This window comes from Sedimentitalea sp. (assembly GCF_039973035.1).
GTDB lineage: Bacteria > Pseudomonadota > Alphaproteobacteria > Rhodobacterales > Rhodobacteraceae > Sedimentitalea.
In genome coordinates this window covers 1-21,076 of sequence record NZ_JBDWLR010000059.1, presented here as the reverse complement: position 1 = coordinate 21,076, position 21,076 = coordinate 1, and the positions used below count along the sequence as shown (strand labels likewise).

General features: G+C 60.6%; 22 protein-coding genes. 10 read left to right on the top strand and 12 right to left on the bottom strand.

The window, feature by feature from the left end:
• Positions 1–113 precede the first annotated feature (113 nt).
• Complete coding sequence (locus ABJO75_RS14535; protein ID WP_348125074.1) at positions 114–1,325, top strand: aminotransferase class V-fold PLP-dependent enzyme; 1,212 nt, start codon at positions 114–116, stop codon at positions 1,323–1,325.
• Here the strand turns inward: ABJO75_RS14535 and ABJO75_RS14530 are convergent.
• The 3 genes from ABJO75_RS14530 to ABJO75_RS14520 form a co-directional block, all read right to left on the bottom strand.
• Entirely contained in the window at positions 1,322–1,501 is a 180-nt protein-coding gene (locus tag ABJO75_RS14530) for a hypothetical protein (RefSeq protein ID WP_348125073.1), read from the bottom strand. The two genes, ABJO75_RS14535 and ABJO75_RS14530, sit on opposite strands and share 4 nt — an antisense overlap.
• A gap of 69 nt (positions 1,502–1,570) precedes the next feature.
• Complete coding sequence (locus ABJO75_RS14525) at positions 1,571–2,677, bottom strand: pyridoxal phosphate-dependent aminotransferase (RefSeq protein ID WP_348125071.1); 1,107 nt, start codon at positions 2,675–2,677, stop codon at positions 1,571–1,573.
• A gap of 42 nt (positions 2,678–2,719) precedes the next feature.
• Positions 2,720–3,127, bottom strand: a complete 408-nt coding sequence (locus tag ABJO75_RS14520; protein ID WP_348125069.1) for a YbaN family protein — start codon at positions 3,125–3,127, stop codon at positions 2,720–2,722.
• A gap of 150 nt (positions 3,128–3,277) precedes the next feature.
• Between ABJO75_RS14520 and ABJO75_RS14515 the strand changes: the two genes are divergently transcribed.
• Positions 3,278–4,060, top strand: a complete 783-nt coding sequence (locus ABJO75_RS14515) for a crotonase/enoyl-CoA hydratase family protein (protein WP_348125067.1) — start codon at positions 3,278–3,280, stop codon at positions 4,058–4,060.
• A 77-nt stretch (positions 4,061–4,137) separates the two neighbouring features.
• Here the strand turns inward: ABJO75_RS14515 and ABJO75_RS14510 are convergent, their stop codons facing one another.
• Together ABJO75_RS14510 and ABJO75_RS14505 are read right to left on the bottom strand one after the other, a co-directional pair.
• Positions 4,138–7,248 (bottom strand): valine--tRNA ligase, encoded by a 3,111-nt coding sequence (locus tag ABJO75_RS14510; RefSeq protein WP_348125065.1) that lies wholly within the window; start codon positions 7,246–7,248, stop codon positions 4,138–4,140.
• 104 nt (positions 7,249–7,352) lie between these two features.
• A complete protein-coding gene (locus ABJO75_RS14505) occupies positions 7,353–7,973 on the bottom strand; it encodes a peptidase (protein ID WP_348125063.1) in 621 nt (206 codons plus the stop codon).
• A 364-nt stretch (positions 7,974–8,337) separates the two neighbouring features.
• Here ABJO75_RS14505 and ABJO75_RS14500 point away from each other — a divergent pair, with 364 nt between their 5' ends.
• Positions 8,338–9,417, top strand: coding sequence for a DUF2235 domain-containing protein (locus ABJO75_RS14500; protein ID WP_348125061.1), 1,080 nt, complete (start codon positions 8,338–8,340; stop codon positions 9,415–9,417).
• A gap of 6 nt (positions 9,418–9,423) precedes the next feature.
• Here the strand turns inward: ABJO75_RS14500 and ABJO75_RS14495 are convergent, their stop codons facing one another.
• The gene (locus tag ABJO75_RS14495) at positions 9,424–9,909 is read right to left on the bottom strand and encodes a PaaI family thioesterase (protein WP_348125106.1); all 486 of its coding nucleotides are present in this window, start codon (positions 9,907–9,909) and stop codon (positions 9,424–9,426) included.
• A gap of 60 nt (positions 9,910–9,969) precedes the next feature.
• On the bottom strand, positions 9,970–10,836 hold the full coding sequence (gene metF / locus ABJO75_RS14490) for a methylenetetrahydrofolate reductase [NAD(P)H] (RefSeq protein ID WP_348125059.1): 867 nt from the start codon (positions 10,834–10,836) through the stop codon (positions 9,970–9,972).
• Between the two features lie 85 nt (positions 10,837–10,921).
• Here metF and ABJO75_RS14485 point away from each other — a divergent pair, with 85 nt between their 5' ends.
• Both ABJO75_RS14485 and ABJO75_RS14480 read left to right on the top strand, forming a co-directional pair.
• Positions 10,922–11,116, top strand: a complete 195-nt coding sequence (locus ABJO75_RS14485) for a YqaE/Pmp3 family membrane protein (RefSeq protein WP_348125057.1) — start codon at positions 10,922–10,924, stop codon at positions 11,114–11,116.
• Between the two features lie 6 nt (positions 11,117–11,122).
• A complete protein-coding gene (locus ABJO75_RS14480) occupies positions 11,123–12,028 on the top strand; it encodes a LysR family transcriptional regulator (protein WP_348125055.1) in 906 nt (301 codons plus the stop codon).
• A gap of 36 nt (positions 12,029–12,064) precedes the next feature.
• Here ABJO75_RS14480 and hrpB read toward each other — a convergent pair whose 3' ends face one another.
• Positions 12,065–14,527: an ATP-dependent helicase HrpB gene (gene hrpB, locus ABJO75_RS14475; RefSeq protein WP_348125104.1), complete on the bottom strand. Its 2,463-nt coding sequence runs from the start codon at positions 14,525–14,527 to the stop codon at positions 12,065–12,067.
• A 99-nt stretch (positions 14,528–14,626) separates the two neighbouring features.
• Here hrpB and meaB point away from each other — a divergent pair, with 99 nt between their 5' ends.
• From meaB to ABJO75_RS14455, 4 genes are all read left to right on the top strand, one after another.
• Complete coding sequence (meaB, locus tag ABJO75_RS14470; RefSeq protein WP_348125053.1) at positions 14,627–15,604, top strand: methylmalonyl Co-A mutase-associated GTPase MeaB; 978 nt, start codon at positions 14,627–14,629, stop codon at positions 15,602–15,604.
• A gap of 233 nt (positions 15,605–15,837) precedes the next feature.
• Positions 15,838–16,125: a 50S ribosomal protein L28 gene (rpmB, locus tag ABJO75_RS14465; protein WP_348125051.1), complete on the top strand. Its 288-nt coding sequence runs from the start codon at positions 15,838–15,840 to the stop codon at positions 16,123–16,125.
• Positions 16,126–16,222: 97 nt separating this feature from the next.
• Complete coding sequence (locus ABJO75_RS14460) at positions 16,223–16,573, top strand: hypothetical protein (protein ID WP_348125049.1); 351 nt, start codon at positions 16,223–16,225, stop codon at positions 16,571–16,573.
• 49 nt (positions 16,574–16,622) lie between these two features.
• Entirely contained in the window at positions 16,623–17,111 is a 489-nt protein-coding gene (locus tag ABJO75_RS14455; RefSeq protein WP_348125047.1) for a copper chaperone PCu(A)C, read from the top strand.
• Here ABJO75_RS14455 and ABJO75_RS14450 read toward each other — a convergent pair.
• On the bottom strand, positions 17,108–17,809 hold the full coding sequence (locus ABJO75_RS14450) for an NAD-dependent deacylase (RefSeq protein ID WP_348125045.1): 702 nt from the start codon (positions 17,807–17,809) through the stop codon (positions 17,108–17,110). The genes ABJO75_RS14455 and ABJO75_RS14450 overlap by 4 nt on opposite strands.
• A 41-nt stretch (positions 17,810–17,850) precedes the next feature.
• On the opposite strand from ABJO75_RS14450, the gene ABJO75_RS14445 reads away from it, so the two are divergent.
• Positions 17,851–18,285, top strand: coding sequence for a low molecular weight protein-tyrosine-phosphatase (locus tag ABJO75_RS14445; RefSeq protein ID WP_348125044.1), 435 nt, complete (start codon positions 17,851–17,853; stop codon positions 18,283–18,285).
• A 24-nt stretch (positions 18,286–18,309) separates the two neighbouring features.
• On the opposite strand, the gene ABJO75_RS14440 is transcribed toward ABJO75_RS14445, so the two are convergent.
• The 3 genes from ABJO75_RS14440 to ABJO75_RS14430 all read right to left on the bottom strand — a co-directional run.
• Positions 18,310–19,269 carry a LysR family transcriptional regulator gene (locus ABJO75_RS14440; RefSeq protein ID WP_348125042.1) on the bottom strand — a complete coding sequence of 320 codons (960 nt, stop codon included), beginning with the start codon at positions 19,267–19,269 and terminating at the stop codon, positions 18,310–18,312.
• Between the two features lie 75 nt (positions 19,270–19,344).
• The gene (locus tag ABJO75_RS14435) at positions 19,345–19,662 is read right to left on the bottom strand and encodes a hypothetical protein (protein WP_348125041.1); all 318 of its coding nucleotides are present in this window, start codon (positions 19,660–19,662) and stop codon (positions 19,345–19,347) included.
• 247 nt (positions 19,663–19,909) lie between these two features.
• On the bottom strand, positions 19,910–21,076 hold a 1,167-nt coding region (locus tag ABJO75_RS14430), incomplete at its 5' end, for a hypothetical protein (protein ID WP_348432491.1).

The following is a 21,076-nucleotide window of genomic DNA, read 5'->3' as shown; positions in this document are numbered from 1 at the left end:
TGCGCGTTTGAGCCATTTAATCACCTGAGAATTTTGGCGCAACCCGTGTGATCCTCCCGATTGACCTTGGGCCTGCCGGATGTAGGGTGTGGCCAATCTGCGAAAGGGGCGATATGGCCGACTCACTCTCCGTGGCGCAAGGGCGCGAATATCTTGCAATTCCGGGGCCTTCCGTGGTTCCCGACAAGGTTCTGCAGGCCATGCATCGCCCGTCTCCGAACATCTATGAGGGCGAACTGTCAGACATGACCGACGGGATCATACCGGATCTCAGGCGGGTGGCACGCACGCGGCATCATGCAGCGATCTATATTTGCAACGGCCACGGGGCGTGGGAAGCGGCGCTGGCCAATGTGATTGCGCCGGGTGACAAGGTCCTGGTTCCGGCAACCGGACGGTTCGGCCACGGCTGGGGCGAGGTCGCCAGCGCACTGGGCGCGCAGGTGGAGATTCTGGAATTCGGAAAATCCAGCCCGATGGATATGGACCGCATTGCCTCCACGCTGCGTGAGGACGCGGGCCATGAAATCAAGGCCATACTGGCGGTGCATGTGGATACATCCAGTTCGGTGCGCAACGACATTGCGGCCCTGCGCGCGGTTCTGGATGACGTGGGGCATCCGGCGCTCTTGATGACTGATTGCATCGCCTCGCTGGGCTGTGATCGGTTCGAGATGGACGACTGGGGCGTCGATGTGATGGTCACAGGCAGCCAGAAGGGGCTGATGGTGCCACCGGGGCTCGGCTTTGTGTTCTTTAACGACAAGGCCGCTGCACGGCGTTCGGAACTGCCTGTCGTCAGCCGCTATTGGGATTGGGAGCCGCGCGCCAACCCTGAAGAGTTCTATCAGTATTTTGGCGGTACTGCGCCGACCCATCATCTTTATGGACTTCGTGCTGCGCTGGACATGATCCATGGCGAAGGGATCGATCATGTCTGGGCCCGCCATGCGCGGCTCGCCGGCGCCATCTGGGCCGCCTGCGAGGTTTGGGGGCAGGACAATGGTCCATTGCGAATGAACATCTCTGATCCGGCGCATCGCAGCCACGCGGTGACGGCCCTGCGGCTGGAGACTGGCCAAGGCACGGCACTGCGCCAATGGCTTGAGGCTAACATGGGTCTGACCCTTGGGATCGGTCTGGGCATGGCGGCTCCGGACGATCCGGCCCGCCACGGCTTTTTCCGGTTGGGCCATATGGGGCATGTGAACGGTCAGATGATCCTCGGATTGCTGGGCGGCCTTGAAACCGGCATGCGGGCACTTGGCATTTCGCATGGCCGGGGAGGGCTCGAAGCCGCGGCATCCGTCATCGCGGGGCGCTAGCGGCGTCTCGCACGCAGTCGATCAATCGCATGGTTCAGAACGCCGGATACAAGCAGCACCGGCAACAACCCGTAAAGCGCCCAGATCGCCAGAAACGCGCAGAACAGATTGACGCCCAGCATTGTCAGCGCGGCGTTGGTATAGTCAGGCGCGGCGGATATCCTGTGTTCGGACATGGCAGGCTCCTCGTGGTCTCTGCAACAGAGTAGCCATTGGGTCGCCCCGGTCACGTAAATCTTGCGCGATCAGCGGCGTGCCGCCTCCAACGCCTTGGGAAGGGCCGCCTCAAACGCATCCAGATCGGCGGCTGTGCCGCAACTCACACGGATGCATCGGTTCTGTGGGACCGAAAACGGCATGCGCACAAAGATGCCAAGTGAAATCAGGTTGTCCAGAACTGCCTTGGCGAAGGCGCCGTCGCTGCCGCAATCAAGTGCTACAAAGTTGGTCGCCGATGGGACTGGTGTCAGCCCGTGTGATTGTGCGATGTCGGCAATGCGATCCCGTGCCGTCACGATCTCGCTGCGCACATGATCAAGCCATTCGGTGTCAGCCAACGCCGCAAGCGCACCGGCCTGTGCCGCGCGGTTCATGCCGAAATGGTTGCGCACCTTGTTGAACGCAGAAATCAGTCCCGGCGCGCCAAGACCATAGCCGACCCGCGCACCGGCCATTCCGTAAACCTTGGAAAAGGTGCGCATGCGGATCAGCCGAGGATCATCGATATCGACGTCAATCGCCGTGCCATCCGGCGCACATTCGACATAGGCCTCGTCCAGTACCAGCAGACAGCCCTCGGGCAGGGCATCCATCACGGTCAGCAAATCGACACCGCTGTGCCATGTGCCCATCGGGTTGTCGGGGTTCGCCAGATAGACCAGCTTGGCATCAACTTCGGCAGCCTTGGCAAACAAAAGTGACGGGTCCTCGTGATCATCGACATAGGGAACCTTGTGCAAAACGCCGCCAAAGCCCGCCACGTGATAGTTGAACGTGGGGTAGGCCCCATCCGACGTCACCACGGCATCGCCGGGGCCGACCAGCAGCCGCACGAGATACCCTAGCAACCCGTCGATGCCTTCGCCGACGACGATATGATCGGGGGTGATCCCGTGATGCGCGGCCAAGGCCTGGCGCAGGTCGTGATTCTCCGGATCGCCATACATCCAGATATCTTGCATGGCTGCCTGCATCGCCTCGATTGCCCTTGGCGACGGGCCAAATACGTTTTCGTTCGCGCCAAGCCGCGCGTCAAACGCGCTGCCGCGTTGTCGCTCCTGGGTTTCAGGGCCGACAAAAGGCACGGTGGCGGGCAGGGATTGTGCAAGCGGGGTATAGCGAAGCTCTGTCATGCGCGCACTTAACCCCAGCCGTCGCAGCGCCGCAAGCGCGACCTATCGCGGTCCGTCCGGTCGTGTCAAAACATAGGTCGCTGCGCCGCCAAGACAGACCGCCTGAATGATCAGGACCATCGGCGAGACGCCGGCAATAACGCTCACCAGAAAAACGCCGGCCATGATGCTGCAGGACAAGCGCTTGATCGGCCTTGCAATGGCGCCGTGGGCTTCCCAATCCGCGATCAACGGGCCAAAGACCGCGTGGTTGACCAGCCAGTGGCGCATGCGGGGCGACCCATTGGAAAAGCAGAAGGCAGCAAGCAAGACAAAGGGCGTCGTCGGCAGAACCGGAAGCACGATGCCGATCAATCCGAGCAACAGGGCGATGCCCCCCGCGACATTCCACGCCAAACGCGCCAGAGCGCGGCGTTGTTTTCTGGGCGGTACTGGCGTTTCTTGTGTCACTGTCCGCACTTTCTGAACCGACGCGACCATGAAGCGCGCGGCCCTGGTTGTAAATGCGCGAGGCTAGGGCACGCGCTGTGCCCCCACGTTCATCTGGATTTAGGCGATGGAATAGGGTGTGGTGAGCCAAACCTAAACCGGAGAGATTTCATGGCACGCGTTTCAGTTGACTATCAGAATCACATTGCACGGGTGACGCTGACCCGGGGTGAAAAGATGAACGCGCTGGATGATGAGATGTTTCAGGCGATTGTCGCGGCCGGGCAAGAGGTTGCGGCCTCGGATGCGCGGGCCGTGGTGCTGTCGGGCGAGGGTAAAAGCTTCTGCGCCGGTCTGGACCTCGCCAGCTTTGCCAAGATGGGGCAGGTCGATCCCGAGGAATGGCTCATGGGGCGTAGCCACGGGGACACAAACCTCTTGCAGGAGATGTCGCTGGTCTGGCGGCGGGTGCCGGTGCCGGTCATCGCGGCCTTGCAAGGCGCGGTCTATGGCGGCGGTCTGCAACTGGCGCTTGGGGCCGATATCCGGATCGCGGCGCCGGATGCCAAGTTGTCGTTGATGGAAATGAAATGGGGGTTGGTGCCCGATCTGGGCGGGATGGTGACGCTGCCCCCTTTGGTGCGCTCTGACGTGTTGCGGCTGATGACCTACACCGCAGAGCCTATCCCGGCAGAGCAGGGGGAACGCTGGGGGCTGGTGACGCAGCTGGCTAACGATCCGCTGGCAGCGGCGCTTGAGCTTGCCACGACGATCGCGGGTAAAAGCCCTTCGGCGATCCGGGCGGCAAAGCGGCTGATCGATGTGGCTGAGACCCAGGATCGCGAAGCCGTGCTGTTGCAGGAGAGCCGTGAGTCCGCGGGGCTGATCGGCAAGCCCGACCAGATGGAAGTGATCGGGGCGCAAATGCAGGGGCGTGCGCCGAATTTCAAGTGATCCCCTCTCGGGGATAGTGCTTGATCTGCCGCGCTGCCAAGGACACAAAGCCGTGCCCTTGGCAGAGTTTTAGAACATCAGGCCAGCTCGGCAAGTCGTGCCAGCGCTTCCTTGAGCTTGCCTTCTTCCTCTTCCCGCGCTGCCAGATTGGCGCGGGTTTCGGCGACAACCTCTTCCGGCGCTGAACTGGCAAATTTCGGGTTGTTCAGCCGACCGCGCAGGCCGCCCAGTTCCTTGGCCAGTTTGCCCAAGGTCTTTTCGAGCCGCGCCTTTTCTTCGGCGATGTCTATGATGCCTTCCAGTGGAAGGCCAAAGCTCGCGCCTTCTGCCGGGATCGTCACGGTGCCTTTGGGCAAGGTGTCTGTCTCGCTCAGGTCTTCGATGCGTGCCAGCCGCTTGATCAGCGTTTCGTTGCGATCCCACGCCGCGCGACCACGCTCATCAATCGACGTGACCAGCATCGGCACGTAAAGACCGGCGGGCACATGCATCTGTGCGCGGGCGGACCGGACGCTTTCGATCAGCGCAATCACCCAGTTCATTTCGTGATCGGCATCGCTGTCGATCAGTTCGCTGCCATAATTCGGCCAATCCGCGACCATCAGCATCTTGGCACGGTCGCCGGATGTGCTCCACAGTTCTTCGGTGATAAAGGGCATGATCGGATGCAGCAGGATCAGGCATTGATCCAGAACCCATTTCATCGTCGCGCGGGTTTCCTCGCGGGCCGGGTTGTCGTCTTGCAGCAGCGGTTTGGAGAATTCCACGTACCAGTCGCAGACCTTGCCCCAGACAAACGCGTAAAGCGCTGTGGCCGCGTCGTTAAAGCGATAGTTCTCCAGTGCTTCGTCAACTTCGATGCGGACCTTGGCGGTTTCCCCGACGATCCATTTGTTCAGCGCCTGTTCAGTCTGCGGCAGGCCATCGGCCGCCCCTTCAAATACACCGTTCATCTCGGCAAAACGCATGGCGTTCCACAGCTTGGTCCCGAAGTTGCGATAGCCCTTGATCCGCTCCATATCGAGCTTGAGCACGCCACCAAGCGCGGCCATCGCAGCTGACGAGAACCGCAACGCATCGGCACCGTATTCGTCGATCACCTCGAGCGGGTCGACCACGTTGCCGACAGATTTGCTCATCTTCTTGCCCTTGGCGTCGCGCACAAGGCCATGCAGATAAACGGTATCAAACGGGATTTGTCCGACGACGGAGAGTTGCATCATCATCATCCGCGCCACCCAGAAGAACAGGATGTCGGTGCCGGTGATCAGATCGCTGGTCGGGAAATAGCGCGCCAGTTCGGGCGTGTCCTCGGGCCAGCCCAACGTACCGATGGGCCAAAGGCCGGAGGAGAACCAGGTGTCGAGCACATCGGGGTCGCGCCAGACCGGATAAACCAGTTTGGTCGAGTCCTGATCAACCGCGTATTGCGCAAGGCATTCGGCGAGCATGTGAATGGCGGCATGCCGGTCGGCCACTTCGACGATGGCCGCGTGATTGATCGGAATGGGCGTATCCGCGATTTCATCACGGAATGCGCTTTGCACCGCATCAAACTCGGCAGCGCAATGAGAAACGGTGCCCGCATGCACCATGCCGTCGCGCATCAGCAGCTTGTGCAGTTCTACATAATCCAGCTCGCCGTCTTCGCCGATCGCGTGCTCATAGCTCAGGTCCAGCCCGTACCAGACGGGGATCTGATGGCCCCACCAAAGCTGGCGGCTGATGCACCACGGTTCAATATTCTCAAGCCAGTGGAAATAGACCTTTTCCTCACGCTCGGGCACGATTTTGACGTCGCCATTGCGCACGGCGTCCAAGGCGGGGCCGACGATCTTGTCGGTGTCGACGAACCATTGATCAGTCAGCATCGGCTCGATGACGACTTTGGAGCGGTCGCCAAAGGGTTGCATGATCGGCTTGTTCTCGACGAAAGGTTCGCTGGCGACGATATCCTCGCCGCCCTCGGGGTCGGGTTTGGTGACATCATGTGTGACCGCCAGCCCTTCGGCGGTGATGTCGGCAACGACGCGCGTGCGCGCCTCGAACCGGTCCAGCCCGCGATATTCATCGGGGACAAGGTTCATCGCGGCGATCATAGTCTCGTCAAAATCCTGATCGCCATTGGCGATGGCCTGCGCGATTGCGGCCTCTTCGGCATAGGGTTTGCCATCGTTGCGCATGGCACCTTTGGTGTCCATCAGCCCGTACATCGGGATATTGCCGCGCTTGGCGACCTGATAGTCGTTAAAGTCATGCGCACCGGTGATCTTGACCGCACCAGACCCGAAATCAGGATCAGGATAGTCATCGGTGATGATCGGAATCAGGCGACGATGTTCTTTCGGTCCAACCGGAATTTCGCAGAGTTTTCCGACAATTGACGCATACCGTTCATCCGATGGGTGCACAGCAACCGCGCCGTCGCCCAGCATGGTTTCGGGCCGCGTGGTCGCGATCGAAATGTAATCGCGTTCTTCTGTCAGAACAACGTTTCCGTCCTCGTCCTTTTCCACATAGGTATAGGTCGCACCACCTGCCAGCGGGTACTTGAAGTGCCACATATGGCCGGCGACTTCGACATTCTCGACCTCAAGATCGGAAATCGCGGTTTCAAAATGTGGGTCCCAGTTGACCAACCGCTTACCGCGATAGATCAGGCCCTTGGTGTACATGTCGACAAAGACCTTGATCACCGCATCGTGGAAATTGCCTTCTTCGCCTGCCGGTGCACCGGGGGCACCCGACATGGTGAACGCATTGCGCGACCAGTCAAGCGACGCGCCAAGGCGCTTGAGTTGACCGATAATGGTGCCGCCGGATTTCTGTTTTTGCTCCCAGACCTTTGCAGTGAAATCTTCACGTGAAAAATCGGTGCGTCGCTTGCCGTCCTTTGCGAGTTCGCGTTCGACGACCATCTGTGTGGCGATGCCCGCATGGTCCTGTCCGGGCTGCCAAAGCGTGTCGAACCCGCGCATGCGGTGCCAGCGCACCAGAATGTCCTGCAATGTGTTGTTGAACGCGTGCCCCATATGCAGGCTGCCGGTCACGTTGGGCGGTGGGATCATGACGCAATATGTCTCGGCGCGCGTAGCATTGGCACCGGCCTTGAAACAGCCTGCCTCGTCCCATGCCCGATACAGGCGGTCTTCGGCTTCTGCCGCATCGAAAGTCTTGTTCATCGCCATGTCGCTGTTCCTCTTGTCGTCTCGCTCCGTCTAGCGAAACCGACGGACAAGGGAAAGGCGCACCGGGCGGATTTCTTGGACTTGCGCAGTTGGGCTTGCGCGTATCAAGTCTGGCGGCGCTCTGCCTGTTCCGGACGGATCAGCGGTTCGCGAACGCCAGATCGGACCACGGCCGGGTCATAGGGGGTGCGGGCAAACACCTCGCGTACCATTGGTGCAAAGAAATCCAGTGGCAGATCGTCATAGCCCGGATCAAAGCTGGCCTGATCCCAGCGTTCGCAGAACTGGGCGCAATCGTCAAAATACGGGTGACCCCGATGCGTTTCACGTTTGTGCTGGTCGCCGTCAACGTGGTGGCCGTAGTACAGCATTTGGAATTCACCGTGTTTTTCGACCACCCAAGCGCATTGTTCACGCACAAACGGGCGCAGGATGGTGGCGGCGTATTCATCGTGATTATAGGGAGCATAGATGTCGCCGATATCATGCAGCAAGGTGGACACCACCCAGTCGGTATCGGCGCCGTCCCGCCAGGCGCGGCTTGCCGATTGCACAGAGTGACCCAGACGGGTGATCTGATAGCCGCTGAGGCTTTGGTCGAGATCTACGAGTGCCGCGAGCAACCGATCAGCCATCCCTTTGGTGTGCTCGGTCTCATGTCGTGTCAGGAACTCGTATTCTTCACGGGTTCCGTCCTGCATGCGGGTAAAGCTGACCTTGTCCATCAGGCACACATCTCCTCTGCGTTCACAGAAAATCTGACCTGCGCCAAGCGGATTTGTCAAAGGGCAGGGCGGATTATCCCCGAGGCGCGCGCCCGGATTGAAGCGCGGCGAAAATTACCAAACCGATCCTTAATACATGTGGTTCACGGTGCAGGGATGAATGGGGCCCGCAAGTGAGCAATCGATGGTCTATTGCTCACGGCAAGTTTTGCGGTTTCTGCTTGCTCTGCGCACGCGAGGTGCCGATGATCGGAGTCATCTTTGAACTCGTGTCATCAACCGTCACCCCTATGCACATGGGAGCTGCTGCCGAAGTGTTCAGAGATACCGTTGACGCCGATCGAAGTTTGGGACGTGTTGCAGAATGATCCTGTCGCGGCTGAGAAATAAGCTTTTCGGATGGCTCGGGCGGCCGCTGCGCTCCGAGCATTCAGCCGAGGTCAAGCCGCGCGGCCCGCTTACCCATGTGATTATTCTGGACGGCACGCTGTCATCGCTGGAGCCCGGCTATGAAACCCATGCAGGCATGACCTATCGATTATGTCGTGAGATGGGATCGCAGGTGTCGGTTTTCTACGAAGCGGGCGTGCAATGGAGCAGTTGGCGAGGCACCGTGGATGTCATGATGGGGCGCGGCATCAACCGCCAGATCCGCCGCGCCTACGGATATCTCGCGTCACGTTATCGTCCGGGTGACCGGATTTTCCTGTTCGGCTATTCCCGCGGGGCCTTTGCCGTGCGCTCGCTCGCCGGGGTTATCGATATGGTTGGTCTGCTCCGCGCCGATCAGGCCACGGTGCGCAATATCCGCAACGCCTATCGGCACTATCAGTACTATCCGCTCACCCAGCAAGCGGGCAGTTTCAAGCAGACCTTTTGCCACCCGGACGTACCGATTGAGATGATTGGGGTCTGGGATACGGTCAAGGCATTGGGACTGAAACTACCTCTGCTCTGGCAGAGTGCTGAGGATCAGCACGCGTTTCACAACCACCAACTCGGACGCAGCATCCGCAACGGCTTTCAGGCGCTGGCGCTGGACGAGACCCGTCGCGCCTATACGCCCGAACTGTGGTACAGTTCTCCGGATTTTCCGGGGCGGGTCGAGCAGGTCTGGTTCCGGGGCACGCATGGCGACGTTGGCGGGCATCTGAACGGATACGAACCCGCGCGGCCGCTGGCCAATATTTCTCTGGTTTGGATGCTCGAGCATGCCGAGGCTTGTGGTCTGCCACTTCCGGCGACCTGGCGGGCAAGGTTTTACACTGATCCCGACGCTCCATCACACGGGACCTGGCGGGGATGGGGCAAGATTTTCCTGTTGCGCAGAGCCCGCGTGGTAGGTCGCGACCCATCCGAGAGCATCCATCAATCAGTGCGCCCCGAAGCGCTTCTGCAGGGACCGTTGGTGTCACCACGATTGCGGTCTGGTGGGGCGGAGTGAGTCAGCCTAGCGGCGCGCCATATCCATGATGATGCAGGTCGTGGACCCGGTGGAATAGAGCTTGCCGTCCTCAATGCCACGGATCTCGCCATGGGCGATGCCGGTGGAGCGGCCGGAATGATCAACCTCGCCGACGCATTCGATTGCCATGCCCAGCGGAATCGAACGGACAATGTTTATTTTGTATTCCAAGGTCGTATAGACCGAGCCGCGCGGAACCATCGTCATGACGGCACAGGCCATCGCGCTGTCCAGAAGTGTTCCGTACCAACCGCCATGCACTGTGCCCATTGGGTTGGTGACCTCGAATTCCGGGGCGCCACGGAAAACGGCGCGTCCCGGTTCGACGGCGTGCAAGATATATCCGAGCGTGCCGGAAATCGGCGGGCCGGATACAGTTCCGTCAAGGATGCCCTGCATGAATTCGAGACCGGACATCGACAGCACCTCGGCCATCGACGGAAGTTCGGAAACATCGGTTGCAAGTCTCATGTCCATTGCGGTTCTCCTGTACTACTCAAGAGGTATCAGGAGAGCCGCATCGGGCAATCGTTACGCTACGTTCTGGAGTTCGACTTTTGGGGTGACACCCAGGGCATGACAAACATCGCGGGTCAGTTCTGGCCGGTTCAGCGTATAGAAGTGCAGCTTATCGACGCCGCCATCGATCAGATCGCTGCAAAGTTCGGTGCAAAGTGCGGTTGCCAGCAGGTCCTCGCGATCGTCGCGAAGGGCCTTTTCAAACGCCTCCTCGACCCAAGCCGGGATGGATGCGCCACAGCGGCGGGCAAAGTTCCGCGCGCCTTTCCAGTTTTCGATCGGCAGGATGCCTGGCGTGATTGGCGCGTCAATTCCTGCGGCGACACAAGCATCGCGGAACCGAAAGAATGTCTCGGCCTCAAAGAAGAACTGGGTCAGGGCTTCGTTTGCGCCAGCGTCAATCTTTGCCTTGAGCCAGTCGACATCTGATTTGAAATCAACAGCTTCCGGGTGCTTGTCGGGATAGGCTCCGACACGGATGTTAAACTTGCCGGTTTCAGCCAATGCCTCGATCAACTCGACGGAATTGGCAAATCCGTCCTCATGCGCGGCAAATGCGCCGCTGCCTTTTGGCGGATCGCCCCGCAGGGCGACAATGTCGGTGACTCCGGCCTCGGCGAATCCGTCGGCGATGGCGAGCGTTTCGGCGCGGGTGGCGTTCACACAGGTCAGATGCGCCGCCACGTTCAGCCCGGAAGATTTGTGCAACGTCGCGACGGCGTCGCGAGTCAGGTCGCGTGTCGTGCCGCCAGCACCATAGGTGACCGAAACAAAGCGCGGGTCCAACGGCGCGAGCGTCTGGACCGTATCCCAGAGGCGGAACGATCCCTCGAGATTCTGTGGCGGGAAGAATTCAAACGAAATTGCGGGAACGGTCATGACGGCATCCTCTGATTTCGTCCCTTGTGACACAGGGTGTGTTGTGAGACAATTTCATAATTCTCAAGAACAACATGAGCCGAACATGAGACTGATAATCGCGATCCTGCTACCGCCCGTGGTATTCTTTACTATTGGTCGCCCATTTCAGGGTCTCTTCTGCCTGCTTTTGCAGCTTACCTTGATCGGTTGGATTCCCGCCGCGTTCTGGGCGGTCTATGCGCTGAGCCAGTACAACACCGACAAAAAGATCGCGGAAATGCACCGGGGCGAGCGGTAGAAGATCATGCATATCGAATTCAGACACCTGCGTACGATCAAGGCGATTCACGATTGCGGCGGGCTGGCGCGGGCGGCGGATCAGTTGAACATCACCCAAAGCGCGTTGAGCCACCAGATCAAAGGATTGGAGGATCAGGCCGGGGTCGAACTGTTCATCCGGCGCTCCAAACCCATGACCTTGTCGGCGGCGGGCTTCCGATTGTTGCGTCTGGCCGAACAGGTACTGCCGCAGGTCGAGGCGACGCTGTCCGAATTTTCGAACCTGCGCGACGGCAAGACCGGGCGGATGCATATTGCCATCGAATGTCACGCCTGTTTCGAATGGCTGTTCCCGGTGCTCGAGGGGTTTCGCAAGAACTGGCATGACGTGGATGTGGACATCCGGCCGGGGCTTGCGTTTGATGCGCTGCCCGCGCTGCAGAAAGAGGAAGTCGATCTGGTGGTGTCGTCAGATCCTGAAGATTTGCCGGGCGTGACCTTCATCGAACTCTTTGACTATCAAGCCGTTTTTGTGGCTTCGGCGGCGCATCCCTTGGCGAGAAAACCTTGGGTCGAAGCCGCCGATTTTCGCGGTGAAACGCTGATTACCTACCCGGTCGAAAGATCACGTCTGGACGTGTTCAGCCAGTTGTTGATCCCGGCCAAGGTGGAACCGGCGGCGATCCGGCAGGTTGAACTGACTGCCGTGATCCTGCTGTTGGTTGCGTCCAATCGCGGCATCTCGGTGTTGCCGGATTGGGTGGTGCGCGAGGTCAAGTATTCGTCCGACTATGTCACCCGACCACTGAGCGAAAAGGGCGTGACCCGGCGTCTTTACGCGGCGGTGCGCAGTGATGAAATGAACAAGCCTTTCATGCGTGATCTGATCGATCTTGCGCGGGTCGAGGCCCGCAAATTGCAGTCAGTTTAAGCTGGATCGCAGCGGAGTAGGGTTGTCAGAAACGTCTTATCGCCGCCGTTTGGCCCGCAAGGTCGGGTCGGCTTCGGTCGGGTCCTCGGGCCAGGGGTGTTTCGGATACTGCGCCCGCATATCCTTGCGTACGTCGGCATAGGACCCGGACCAGAAACCCGGCAGGTCACGGGTGATCTGGATCGGGCGCTGGGCGGGCGAAAGCAGGGTGATTTTGAGCGGCACCCCGGCACTGGCCGGATGTACGGTGACGCCAAAGAGCTCCTGCAACCGGACTTCGATTTCCGGGTCTTCGCCAGCATAATCAATCGGCACCCTGCGGCCCAGCGGTGTGGTAAAGTGACTGGGCGCGCGGGCATCGACGAGTTGCGTTTGTTCCCAGTTCAGCGCGGCGCGCAGGGCGGGCAACAGATCAAAACGTTTCCAGTCCTCGACACTGCGCACGCTGGTCAGCATTGGCAACAGCCAATCCTCGAGATGATCAAGCAGACCGGGAACAGAGAAGTCCGGCAGATCGGCACCGGTCGCACGCACAAGCTCCACCCGCGCTGCAAGCCGCGCAGCAGCGCCAGTGAGGTTCAGGCCAAGGTCGCGCACGCCGTCAAGCATGGCGCGGGCTACCAGTTCATCGGGGGCGTTCTTCCAGATACGATCCTGCAGCACCAGCGCGCCAAAACGCTCTTGTTGCCGGGCGATCACGCGCCGGTCGCGTCGGGACCAGTTACAAACTTCCTGCCAGGTGATCTGGTTGGCAAAGAGATCGCGAATATCGCTTTCGCTGATCTGTGCGGCCAGCCGGATGCGTGCCTCGCGCGGATTGCCGTCGGTGTCGATGGCCACAAGGTAGGGTGCCGCAGCAAGCGGGTCGCTGTCATTCAAAACAGCGCCTTTACCGCCTGATAGCACGTAACGCGGCGCGTCACCCTTGCGCCGCTGACCAATCCGATCGGGATAGGCAAGGGCGGTCATCGCGGCTGGACCGATGCCAGCGTGACCAGGTTTGGTGGCCTTTCTGAGGCGAGAGATCTCGGTGCGGATACGGTTTATGACGCCTGCGTTGACTTGGTAGGGCCGTGACCTTGCAAACGCCTTGGGATCGCGCATTGCGGCAAGGCGCAAGGCCAGATCGCAGGGCGCACCGCGCAGCGGGTCGCGTTCGGCGATCAGCGCTGCGAGAAGGGCGGCATCAGGGCCAGCCAGCGTCAGCATATGCGCGAGCCGTGGATGCAGCGGCAGTTTGGCGAGCGCCTGACCGTGCTCAGTCATCCGGTTATTGTCATCGAGCGCACCCAACAGCGTGAGGAGTGCACGCGCTTCGGCCAATGCGCCCTCGGGCGGAGGCGTCAGGAAGGCAAGATCAGCTTCGTTTGCGCCCCACAGCGCCAGTTCGAGCGCCAGTCCGGTGAGGTCAGCCGCTTCGATTTCGGCCGGTGGAAAGGCGAGAAGCGCACCCTGTTCCCCACGGGTCCAAAGCCGGTAACAGGCGCCTTGGGCAACCCGCCCAGCCCGACCTTGCCGCTGGGTTGCCTCAGCACGGGTGACACGCTCGGTCACCAGCCGCGACATCCCCGAACCCGGATCAAACCGTGCACGGCGCGACTGGCCCGCGTCAACGACCACGCGGATATCCGGGATCGTCAACGAGGTTTCGGCGATCGAGGTCGCGAGCACGACCTTGCGGCCTGAATCCACCGGCGCGATGGCGACACGTTGCGCGGCAAAGGGCATCGCGCCGAACAGTGGGCGCAGCACACAATTGTCGGGTAAGCGGCGGGCAAGCGCTGTCTCTGCGCGCCGGATTTCCCCCTCGCCGGGCAGAAAGACCAGCAGACCACCACCCATGGCGCGGGTTTCATATTCGGCCTGCACAACCAGATCTGCCAAGGCGTCATCACGCCGGTCCTTTGGGCCGAGGGGTTTGTCGAGCCAACGGGTCTCAACCTCAAAACTGCGGCCCTCTGATGTGATCATCGGGGCGTTCATCAGGGCGGCAACAGGTGCGGCATCTAGGGTTGCAGACATGACGACGAGGCGCAGATCGTCGCGCAGCGCTTCGGCCACCTCAAGACATAGCGCTAGCCCCAGATCGGCGTTCAGTGAGCGTTCGTGGAATTCGTCAAAAATCACTATGCCGACCCCTAGCAGGTCGGGGACAGACTGGAGCATCCGGGTCAGAATACCCTCGGTTACAACCTCAATACGGGTCGCGGCAGAGGTCTTGCTCTCGCCCCGCATCCGGTAGCCGACCGTTTGCCCGACCGGTTCGCCTAACGTGTCGGCCATCCTTTCGGCGGCGGCACGGGTGGCAAGGCGGCGGGGTTCCAGCATGATCAGCCGTTGGTTCGCAGGTATCAACTCGGCTGCGATCAACGCAAGCGGCACCCGCGTGGTCTTGCCTGCACCGGGAGGGGCCTGGAGCACAGCGCGGCCCTGCGCCCGCATCGCGGCGATCAGGTCGGGCAGCGCGTCGTCGATGGGCAGGGGATCGGTGCGGGTCATGCCCGTCTTATCGCCAAAGCCCGGCGCGGCGTCCAGCGGTGGTCTGGACAACACCCCGCACGGCGCGGCATGTATCGGCAAGACAGTTGCGGAGCAGGCATGGATATCATCGATCTGGGCAAACGAATTCTCGCCGGAGAACGCCGAGCACTGGCGCGCGGCATCACACTGGTTGAAAGCCACCGGGCCGATCACCGGGCGGTGGCGACCGATCTGCTCGAATGGCTGGGCCAACACGGGCGGCAGGCATTGCGCATCGGACTTTCCGGGACTCCGGGTGTCGGCAAATCGACCTTTATCGAAAGTTTTGGGATGATGCTGATCGAAAAGGGACTGCGGGTGGCGGTGCTGGCGGTTGATCCCAGCTCGACCCGGTCTGGCGGCTCGATTCTCGGCGACAAGACGCGGATGGACCGGTTGAGCCGCGAACCGAATGCGTTTATCCGCCCATCGCCTAGCCAGACCCATCTGGGCGGTGTTGCGCGGCGGTCGCGCGAGGCGGTGGCGCTGTGCGAGGCGGCGGGCTTTGACGTCGTGCTGGTCGAGACTGTGGGCGTCGGGCAATCGGAGACCGTTGTCGCTGAGATGAGCGATCTGTTCCTGCTGCTGCTGGCCCCTGCGGGCGGCGACGAATTGCAGGGGGTCAAGCGCGGCATCATGGAGATGGCCGACCTGATTCTGGTGAACAAGGCCGATGGCGATCTTAAACCGGCGGCGACGCGGACCTGTTCGGACTATGCCGGGGCATTGCGGCTGCTGCGCAAGCGGGTTCAGGACCCGGATGGCTTTCCCAAGGCGATGATGGTGTCGGCAATCGAAGAAAACGGGTTGGCCGAAGCGTGGGGCGAGATGCAAACCCTGGTCGATTGGCGCAAAGAGAATGGGCATTGGGATGGCCGCCGCGCGGCGCAGTCGCGATACTGGTTCAACGAGGACGTGCGTCAGGCCCTGCTGGCCCGGTTGGAGGACGACGACGTACGTTCTCAGATGCAGCGGTTGGGGGAATTGGTCGCGACCGGGGGCATGACCCCATCGGCGGCCGCCCGCGAGATGTTGCAAGAGCATCTGAGGCGGTAATGCGATTCGCCGGATTGGTTTGCGATTGCCGCGTTGTCCATGCGCGCTTGGGCATGAGTGGTGAATATTCTGCACGACCATGCGAACAAGGCCAAGTTTCGCGTGTCGGGCGACTTGACGAGGCATGGGTTTGAGCCTATCAGCACCGAACAGATTTCGGGCGCGGCAAGTGCGGCGCCCTTTTGCATTATGATGCGGCGCCGCCGTATCGGACACTAGACGAGGTACCTGACATGTCGCGCCGTTGCGAACTGACCGGAAAAGGCCCGATGACTGGCAACAATGTCAGCCACGCCAAAAACAGAACCCGCCGCAGGTTTCTGCCGAACCTGAATGATGTGACGTTGCAGTCCGAAACACTGGGCCGTGGCGTCAAGCTGCGGATCTCGGCGTCGGCGCTGCGTAGCGTTGATCACCGGGGTGGGCTGGATGCCTATTTGGCCAAAGCCAAGGACGACGAACTGTCGACCAACGCGCTGAAGGTCAAGAAAGAGATCGCCAAGGCGGCTGCTTCGGCCTAAGCCTGATCGGACTGCGAATTTGACGCACAGCCTCGCGATTTCGCGGGGCTGTTTGCGCTTGCACGGGCCTGTTGTCGCCGCCTATACGAGGCGCAGAATGAGGCTTGTTTTCAAAAGATATATCGGCATCGCGCTGGTCCTGCTGGTTGCTCTGACCGGGCAGGCCATGGCCATTGCACGCGGTGCTCCAGGTCCGGCCGGACTGGTCGAACTTTGTACCGGCGGCGGCCCGGTGATGGTCTATGTGGACGAGGATGGCGAACCGGTTGGTGCGCCGCATCTGTGTCCGGAATATGCCTTGTCGCTGATCCTGCAGGTCGCCGAACCGGAGACCCAACCGTACCGTGCGGATGAACCACGCCGCTTGGCAACGGTGCGCGCAGAGTTGCAGAACACGGAATTGCCGCAACCGCCAATGCTGGCGCGGGCGCCGCCTCTGGCGCTTTGATCCCGGACACCACTAACAAATCAAAGTTTAAAGAATGAGGAATGGCATAATGTCCATCAAATCAAACCTGCTCGCGGCTGCGACCCTGTTGACCCTGACCGGCACCGCATGGGCCGGCGACTCAGCCGCAAACATTTCCGTTATGGACCCTTATGCGCGCAGCTCGACAGCAAGCTCGGCCACCGGAGCGGCGTTCATGATGCTGAAGAATGGCACTGATCAGGATGACCGGCTGGTTGCGGTGAAATCCGATATCGCCGAGCGTGTCGAATTGCACACCCATATCGAGGACGCCAATGGTGTGATGAAGATGCGCGAAGTTGAAGGCGGTTTCGAAGTCGCCGCAGGTGAGACACATATGTTGAAACGCGGTGGTGATCACGTGATGTTTCTTGGACTGAAACAACCTCTGAGCGACGGCGATATCATTCCGCTGACCCTGACGTTTGAAAAGGCCGGGGATGTGATGATCGAAGTTCCCGTCGACCTGGCGCGCAAGCCCAAAGCTGGTGGAGATCACGGCGCCAAAACCCACTAGGCGCGTGTAACCCCAAGCTGTTCGGCCACCCAATCTACGACGATCTGGGTGGCCGGGCCCAGCCGCGTTTCGTCAAATGCCGAGGCGATATACGAGCGATCAAGGTTCATCTCGACCGTATGTGCGTTCACCGCATTGGCCTCTTGAACAAATCCCGCCGCCGGATAGACCTGACCCGATGTACCGATGGCGGCAAAGATGTCGGCCCCGGCCAGATGGTCCATGATGCGATCCATGTAATAGGGCATCTCTCCGAACCAGACGACGTCGGGGCGCGCGGATGCGCCCCCGCAACGGGGGCATAGTTCGCCCGGTTCCATCATATCGGGTGCAGGCCAGCGATGACCACAGGCCGCACACAGCGCCCCCGCCAAGGTCCCGTGCATATGCAGAACGTCACGTGCGCCGCCTGCCTCGTGCAGGGCATCGACGTTCTGGGTCACGATCACCACTTCGCCGGAACAATCCGATTGCAACCGGGCCAGCGCGCGATGTGCGGAGTTGGGCTGTGCTGCTGCTGCCTGTTGCCGCCGGGCATTATAAAATCCATGTACCAGCGCCGGATTACGCGCAAACCCTTCGGGCGTGGCCACATCCTCGATCGAATGCTGCGCCCACAGCCCGCCGGCATCGCGAAACGTTCCAAGGCCGCTTTCAGCGGAAATTCCCGCGCCGGTGAGGATGACAATCTTTCCCATGCGGTCTCCTTTGCCTATCACTGTGGCCAAAGGAGAGTGTCATGACCACCCGTGTTCTGTTCGTTTGTCTTGGGAATATCTGTCGCTCGCCGACCGCCGAAGCGGTGTTTCGCGGATTGCGCCCCGACCTTGTGTCGGACAGTGCCGGGACCGCAGGCTATCACGTGGGCGAGCCGCCCTATGGGCCGATGCAAGCATCGGCACGAGCGCGTGGAGTCGCAATGGACGATCTGCGCGCACGGCAGTTCAGTGCGCAGGATTTCACCCGGTTCGATCTGATCCTCGCGATGGACACGGACAACCTGCGCAATATTGAGGCGCTGCGGCCTGTCGGTGCCGAAACGCCGGTGCATCTGTTCACCGACTATGGCTCTGACGCGAGCGCAGTGCCTGACCCATATTACACACGCGACTTTGATGGGGCGTTGGACACCATCGAGGCGGCAGCACAGGGATTGGCAGAGGCGCTGGATTAAGCAGGACGAAAACTGTTCACCGCTTCAGTCGTCAATGATCCGCAGACTGTCACCGAGCCAGGGCAGACGTGCATGCGCCGGGTTGATCATCTGTGTCTGGACCAGCCGCCGCACGGTATCGGCGACTTCGCGGGGAACCCGGTCGGACCAATCGGCCCCGGCAAAGAGCGAGATCGTCCGCGCAAAGGAGCCAAAGGGCAGGGCGAAAGCGTCGATATCATCATGAAACCGCTCGGCGCGCATATAGCCGAGCGGGGTGGTGATTGCCCAGCCGATCCTCCGCGCGACCATCGCCATCAGGGCGAGGTGGCTACCGATCTCAAAACGGTGTTCAAAAGCCAGCTGATGATGCGTCAGATGGCTTTCGATCTGCTGGGCAATCAACTGTTCGCCCGCATAGCGCAGCAGAGGCAGGTCTTGCGTGGTGATCTCGCTGACGGTGGTGATGGCATCCTTTGGCGCAACGAGGATAAAGGGATCACGTACGAGTGGGTATTCTATGACGTTTTCCGGGGTCGGTCCGGCGCTGGCCGTGACCGCAATGTGATAGCGCCCGTCTTGTACAGCCGCGCCAAGATCAAGGCTGGGTGCGGTGATCAGTTTGAACCGGCAACCGGCGAGGCTGTCGGCAAGAATGGTGGCTAGACGCGGGGTCAGGTCATTGTCGAAATCGTCGATCAACCCCACCGACAGCGTGTCGAGATGGCCGAGATCCATCACCGTCAACTCGCTTTGCGCCAGCCGAAGTTGCGCCAGCGCCGCCTGGGCCCGCATGAGAAAACTGCGCCCCGCCGGGGTCAGCTGCATCGGGCGGCGGGTGTGATCGACGAGATCGGTGCCAAGCGCGGTTTCAAGGTTGCGCATCTGCTGGCTGACAGCCGGTTGGCTCAACCCCGTCCGCTCGGCGGCCTGAGCAACGGTGCCGGTCGCGGCGAGCGCTTCGAACACTTCGAGCCCGCGCAGGGTGACGCCTTTGGTCAGCATGGTTCAGGCTCCCACAGTTTTACCTTTTGTGAAACTGTGGGGCGGATTGGTCAAGCCGTGAGGTGAGGGCGCAGATCAGCCGCAGGATTTGCGGGCACGTTCGCCAAAGGCGCGATATTTTTTCCAAAAGGTCTCGTCGCTACTCCGATCCGACTGGCGAATGTCCTGCGCCATTTGCGGGTCCTTGAACAGCTTGGCCGCTTTTCTGCGTTCGGAATACGACAGGCTGCCATTGGCAACGCTCTGAATACAGCCGCAGAGTTGAGGCGTGGCCCGGTTCCTGCCCGAGGTCCGGCAGGCCCGTTCGATGACGCCGCTGGCCGCGAATACCGGCGCGGGCGCCGCCCAGAAAATCGTGCCTGCGCACAAGAGCGCTGCGAGTGCCTGTTTCATTGTCTGCCGTCTCCGCCTTGCGGGGTCTTTTGCCCCTTTGCCTCATTTGCCGCACAGTATGGAGCAATGCGGAGGGGCGATCAATTCCCGTGAACTGAAGGCGGTGCAAGCGGAGTGGTGGTTGTTGCGTCTCGGAATTACTGACAAGGAGTCGTGATGACGCTGCTACCAAATGCCTGCTCTGTTGCTGCAGCCCTCTCTATACCTTCCAATTGCACAACGTAAAGTCATGTGTTGACCATGAACCTCAAAATAACCACTGCAGAAAGTCGACAATCGACCACCCCGTGGTTCCCATTCGTGTCGCCTTGTAGGGTGCCGAGTTGTCAATTCCTTTAATCGTCTTGCCTGTGCGATCCAAGAGATTCATTTTGGCAGATCGCCCACCCGCGCGGCTCAGAGACTTGGCCGCAGCGTCTTCGGAGATGGTGTTTGCGGCAGCCTCCGCGTCAAGTTCCATCTCAATGGTGAGCCGACCTTGGGTACGCGCTGTCTCGGCACGAATGGCTTCGGCCGCCATCAGCTTGGTTTCCCTATCGGTTTCCCGAAGTTTTTGGGCAATCCGTTTTTCCCAAGCCTTTCGCACATCTGGGTGATCGGCACGCATCTGGATCTGGATCTGCCGAACGACGGTCGCAAGTGCGATCACGGAATCGTCTTTGTGAAATTCCGGGTCGGACAAGTTCCCTTCCAGAATGCCGTGCGCGATGCCGAGGTTCTGTTCAATGGCGTTTGGATCGTCACGGCAGGAGTCGAGGCTATGATCAATGAATTTGAACGCCGTGTTCATTCGGTTAAAATCATTGGTGTTGCTATCAATCGCGAGCGAGGTCGCGAACTCTATCTGCTTCAACCAGCGTTCAACAGCATCTTTCGGCTCAAATGGCAGCGCTCTTATAGTATATTTTCCAGTGACAGAATCCGCTTCCAACGTTTCATGTTGCGGCAGGCTTTCTGCCCAGAATAGATTCTTGATCTCTTCGATCCGTTCCGCCACGGCTTTTGATCCGGCGTCCCATTGTAGCTCTGTCACTTCCTTGGCGATCTGCTGGGTCAGGGCCCAGTTCATTGGCTTTCCGACCAGAATGGCCCGATACCAGTCTAGCCAGAACGCCCACTTTTCAGGTGCGGCGCTCAGGCGCTGTTCCATCTTCGGCCACAGAACTGCCAAACCCTCTGGCATCCTGTTTCCCGGCCAGAGGGCCGGCCACTCTCCTGGCCATGTGGTATCCTCTGAAGCGGCGGCGGCGGCGGAGTCGGCGGCGGAGAAGGCGGCGGTGGCGGCGGAGAAGGCGGTGGCGGCGGCGGAGTCGGCGGCGGAGAAGGCGGCGGTGGCGGCGGAGAAGGCGGTGGCGGCGGCGGTGGCGGCGGCGGAGTCGGCGGCGGAGAAGGCGGCGGTGGCGGCGGAGAAGGC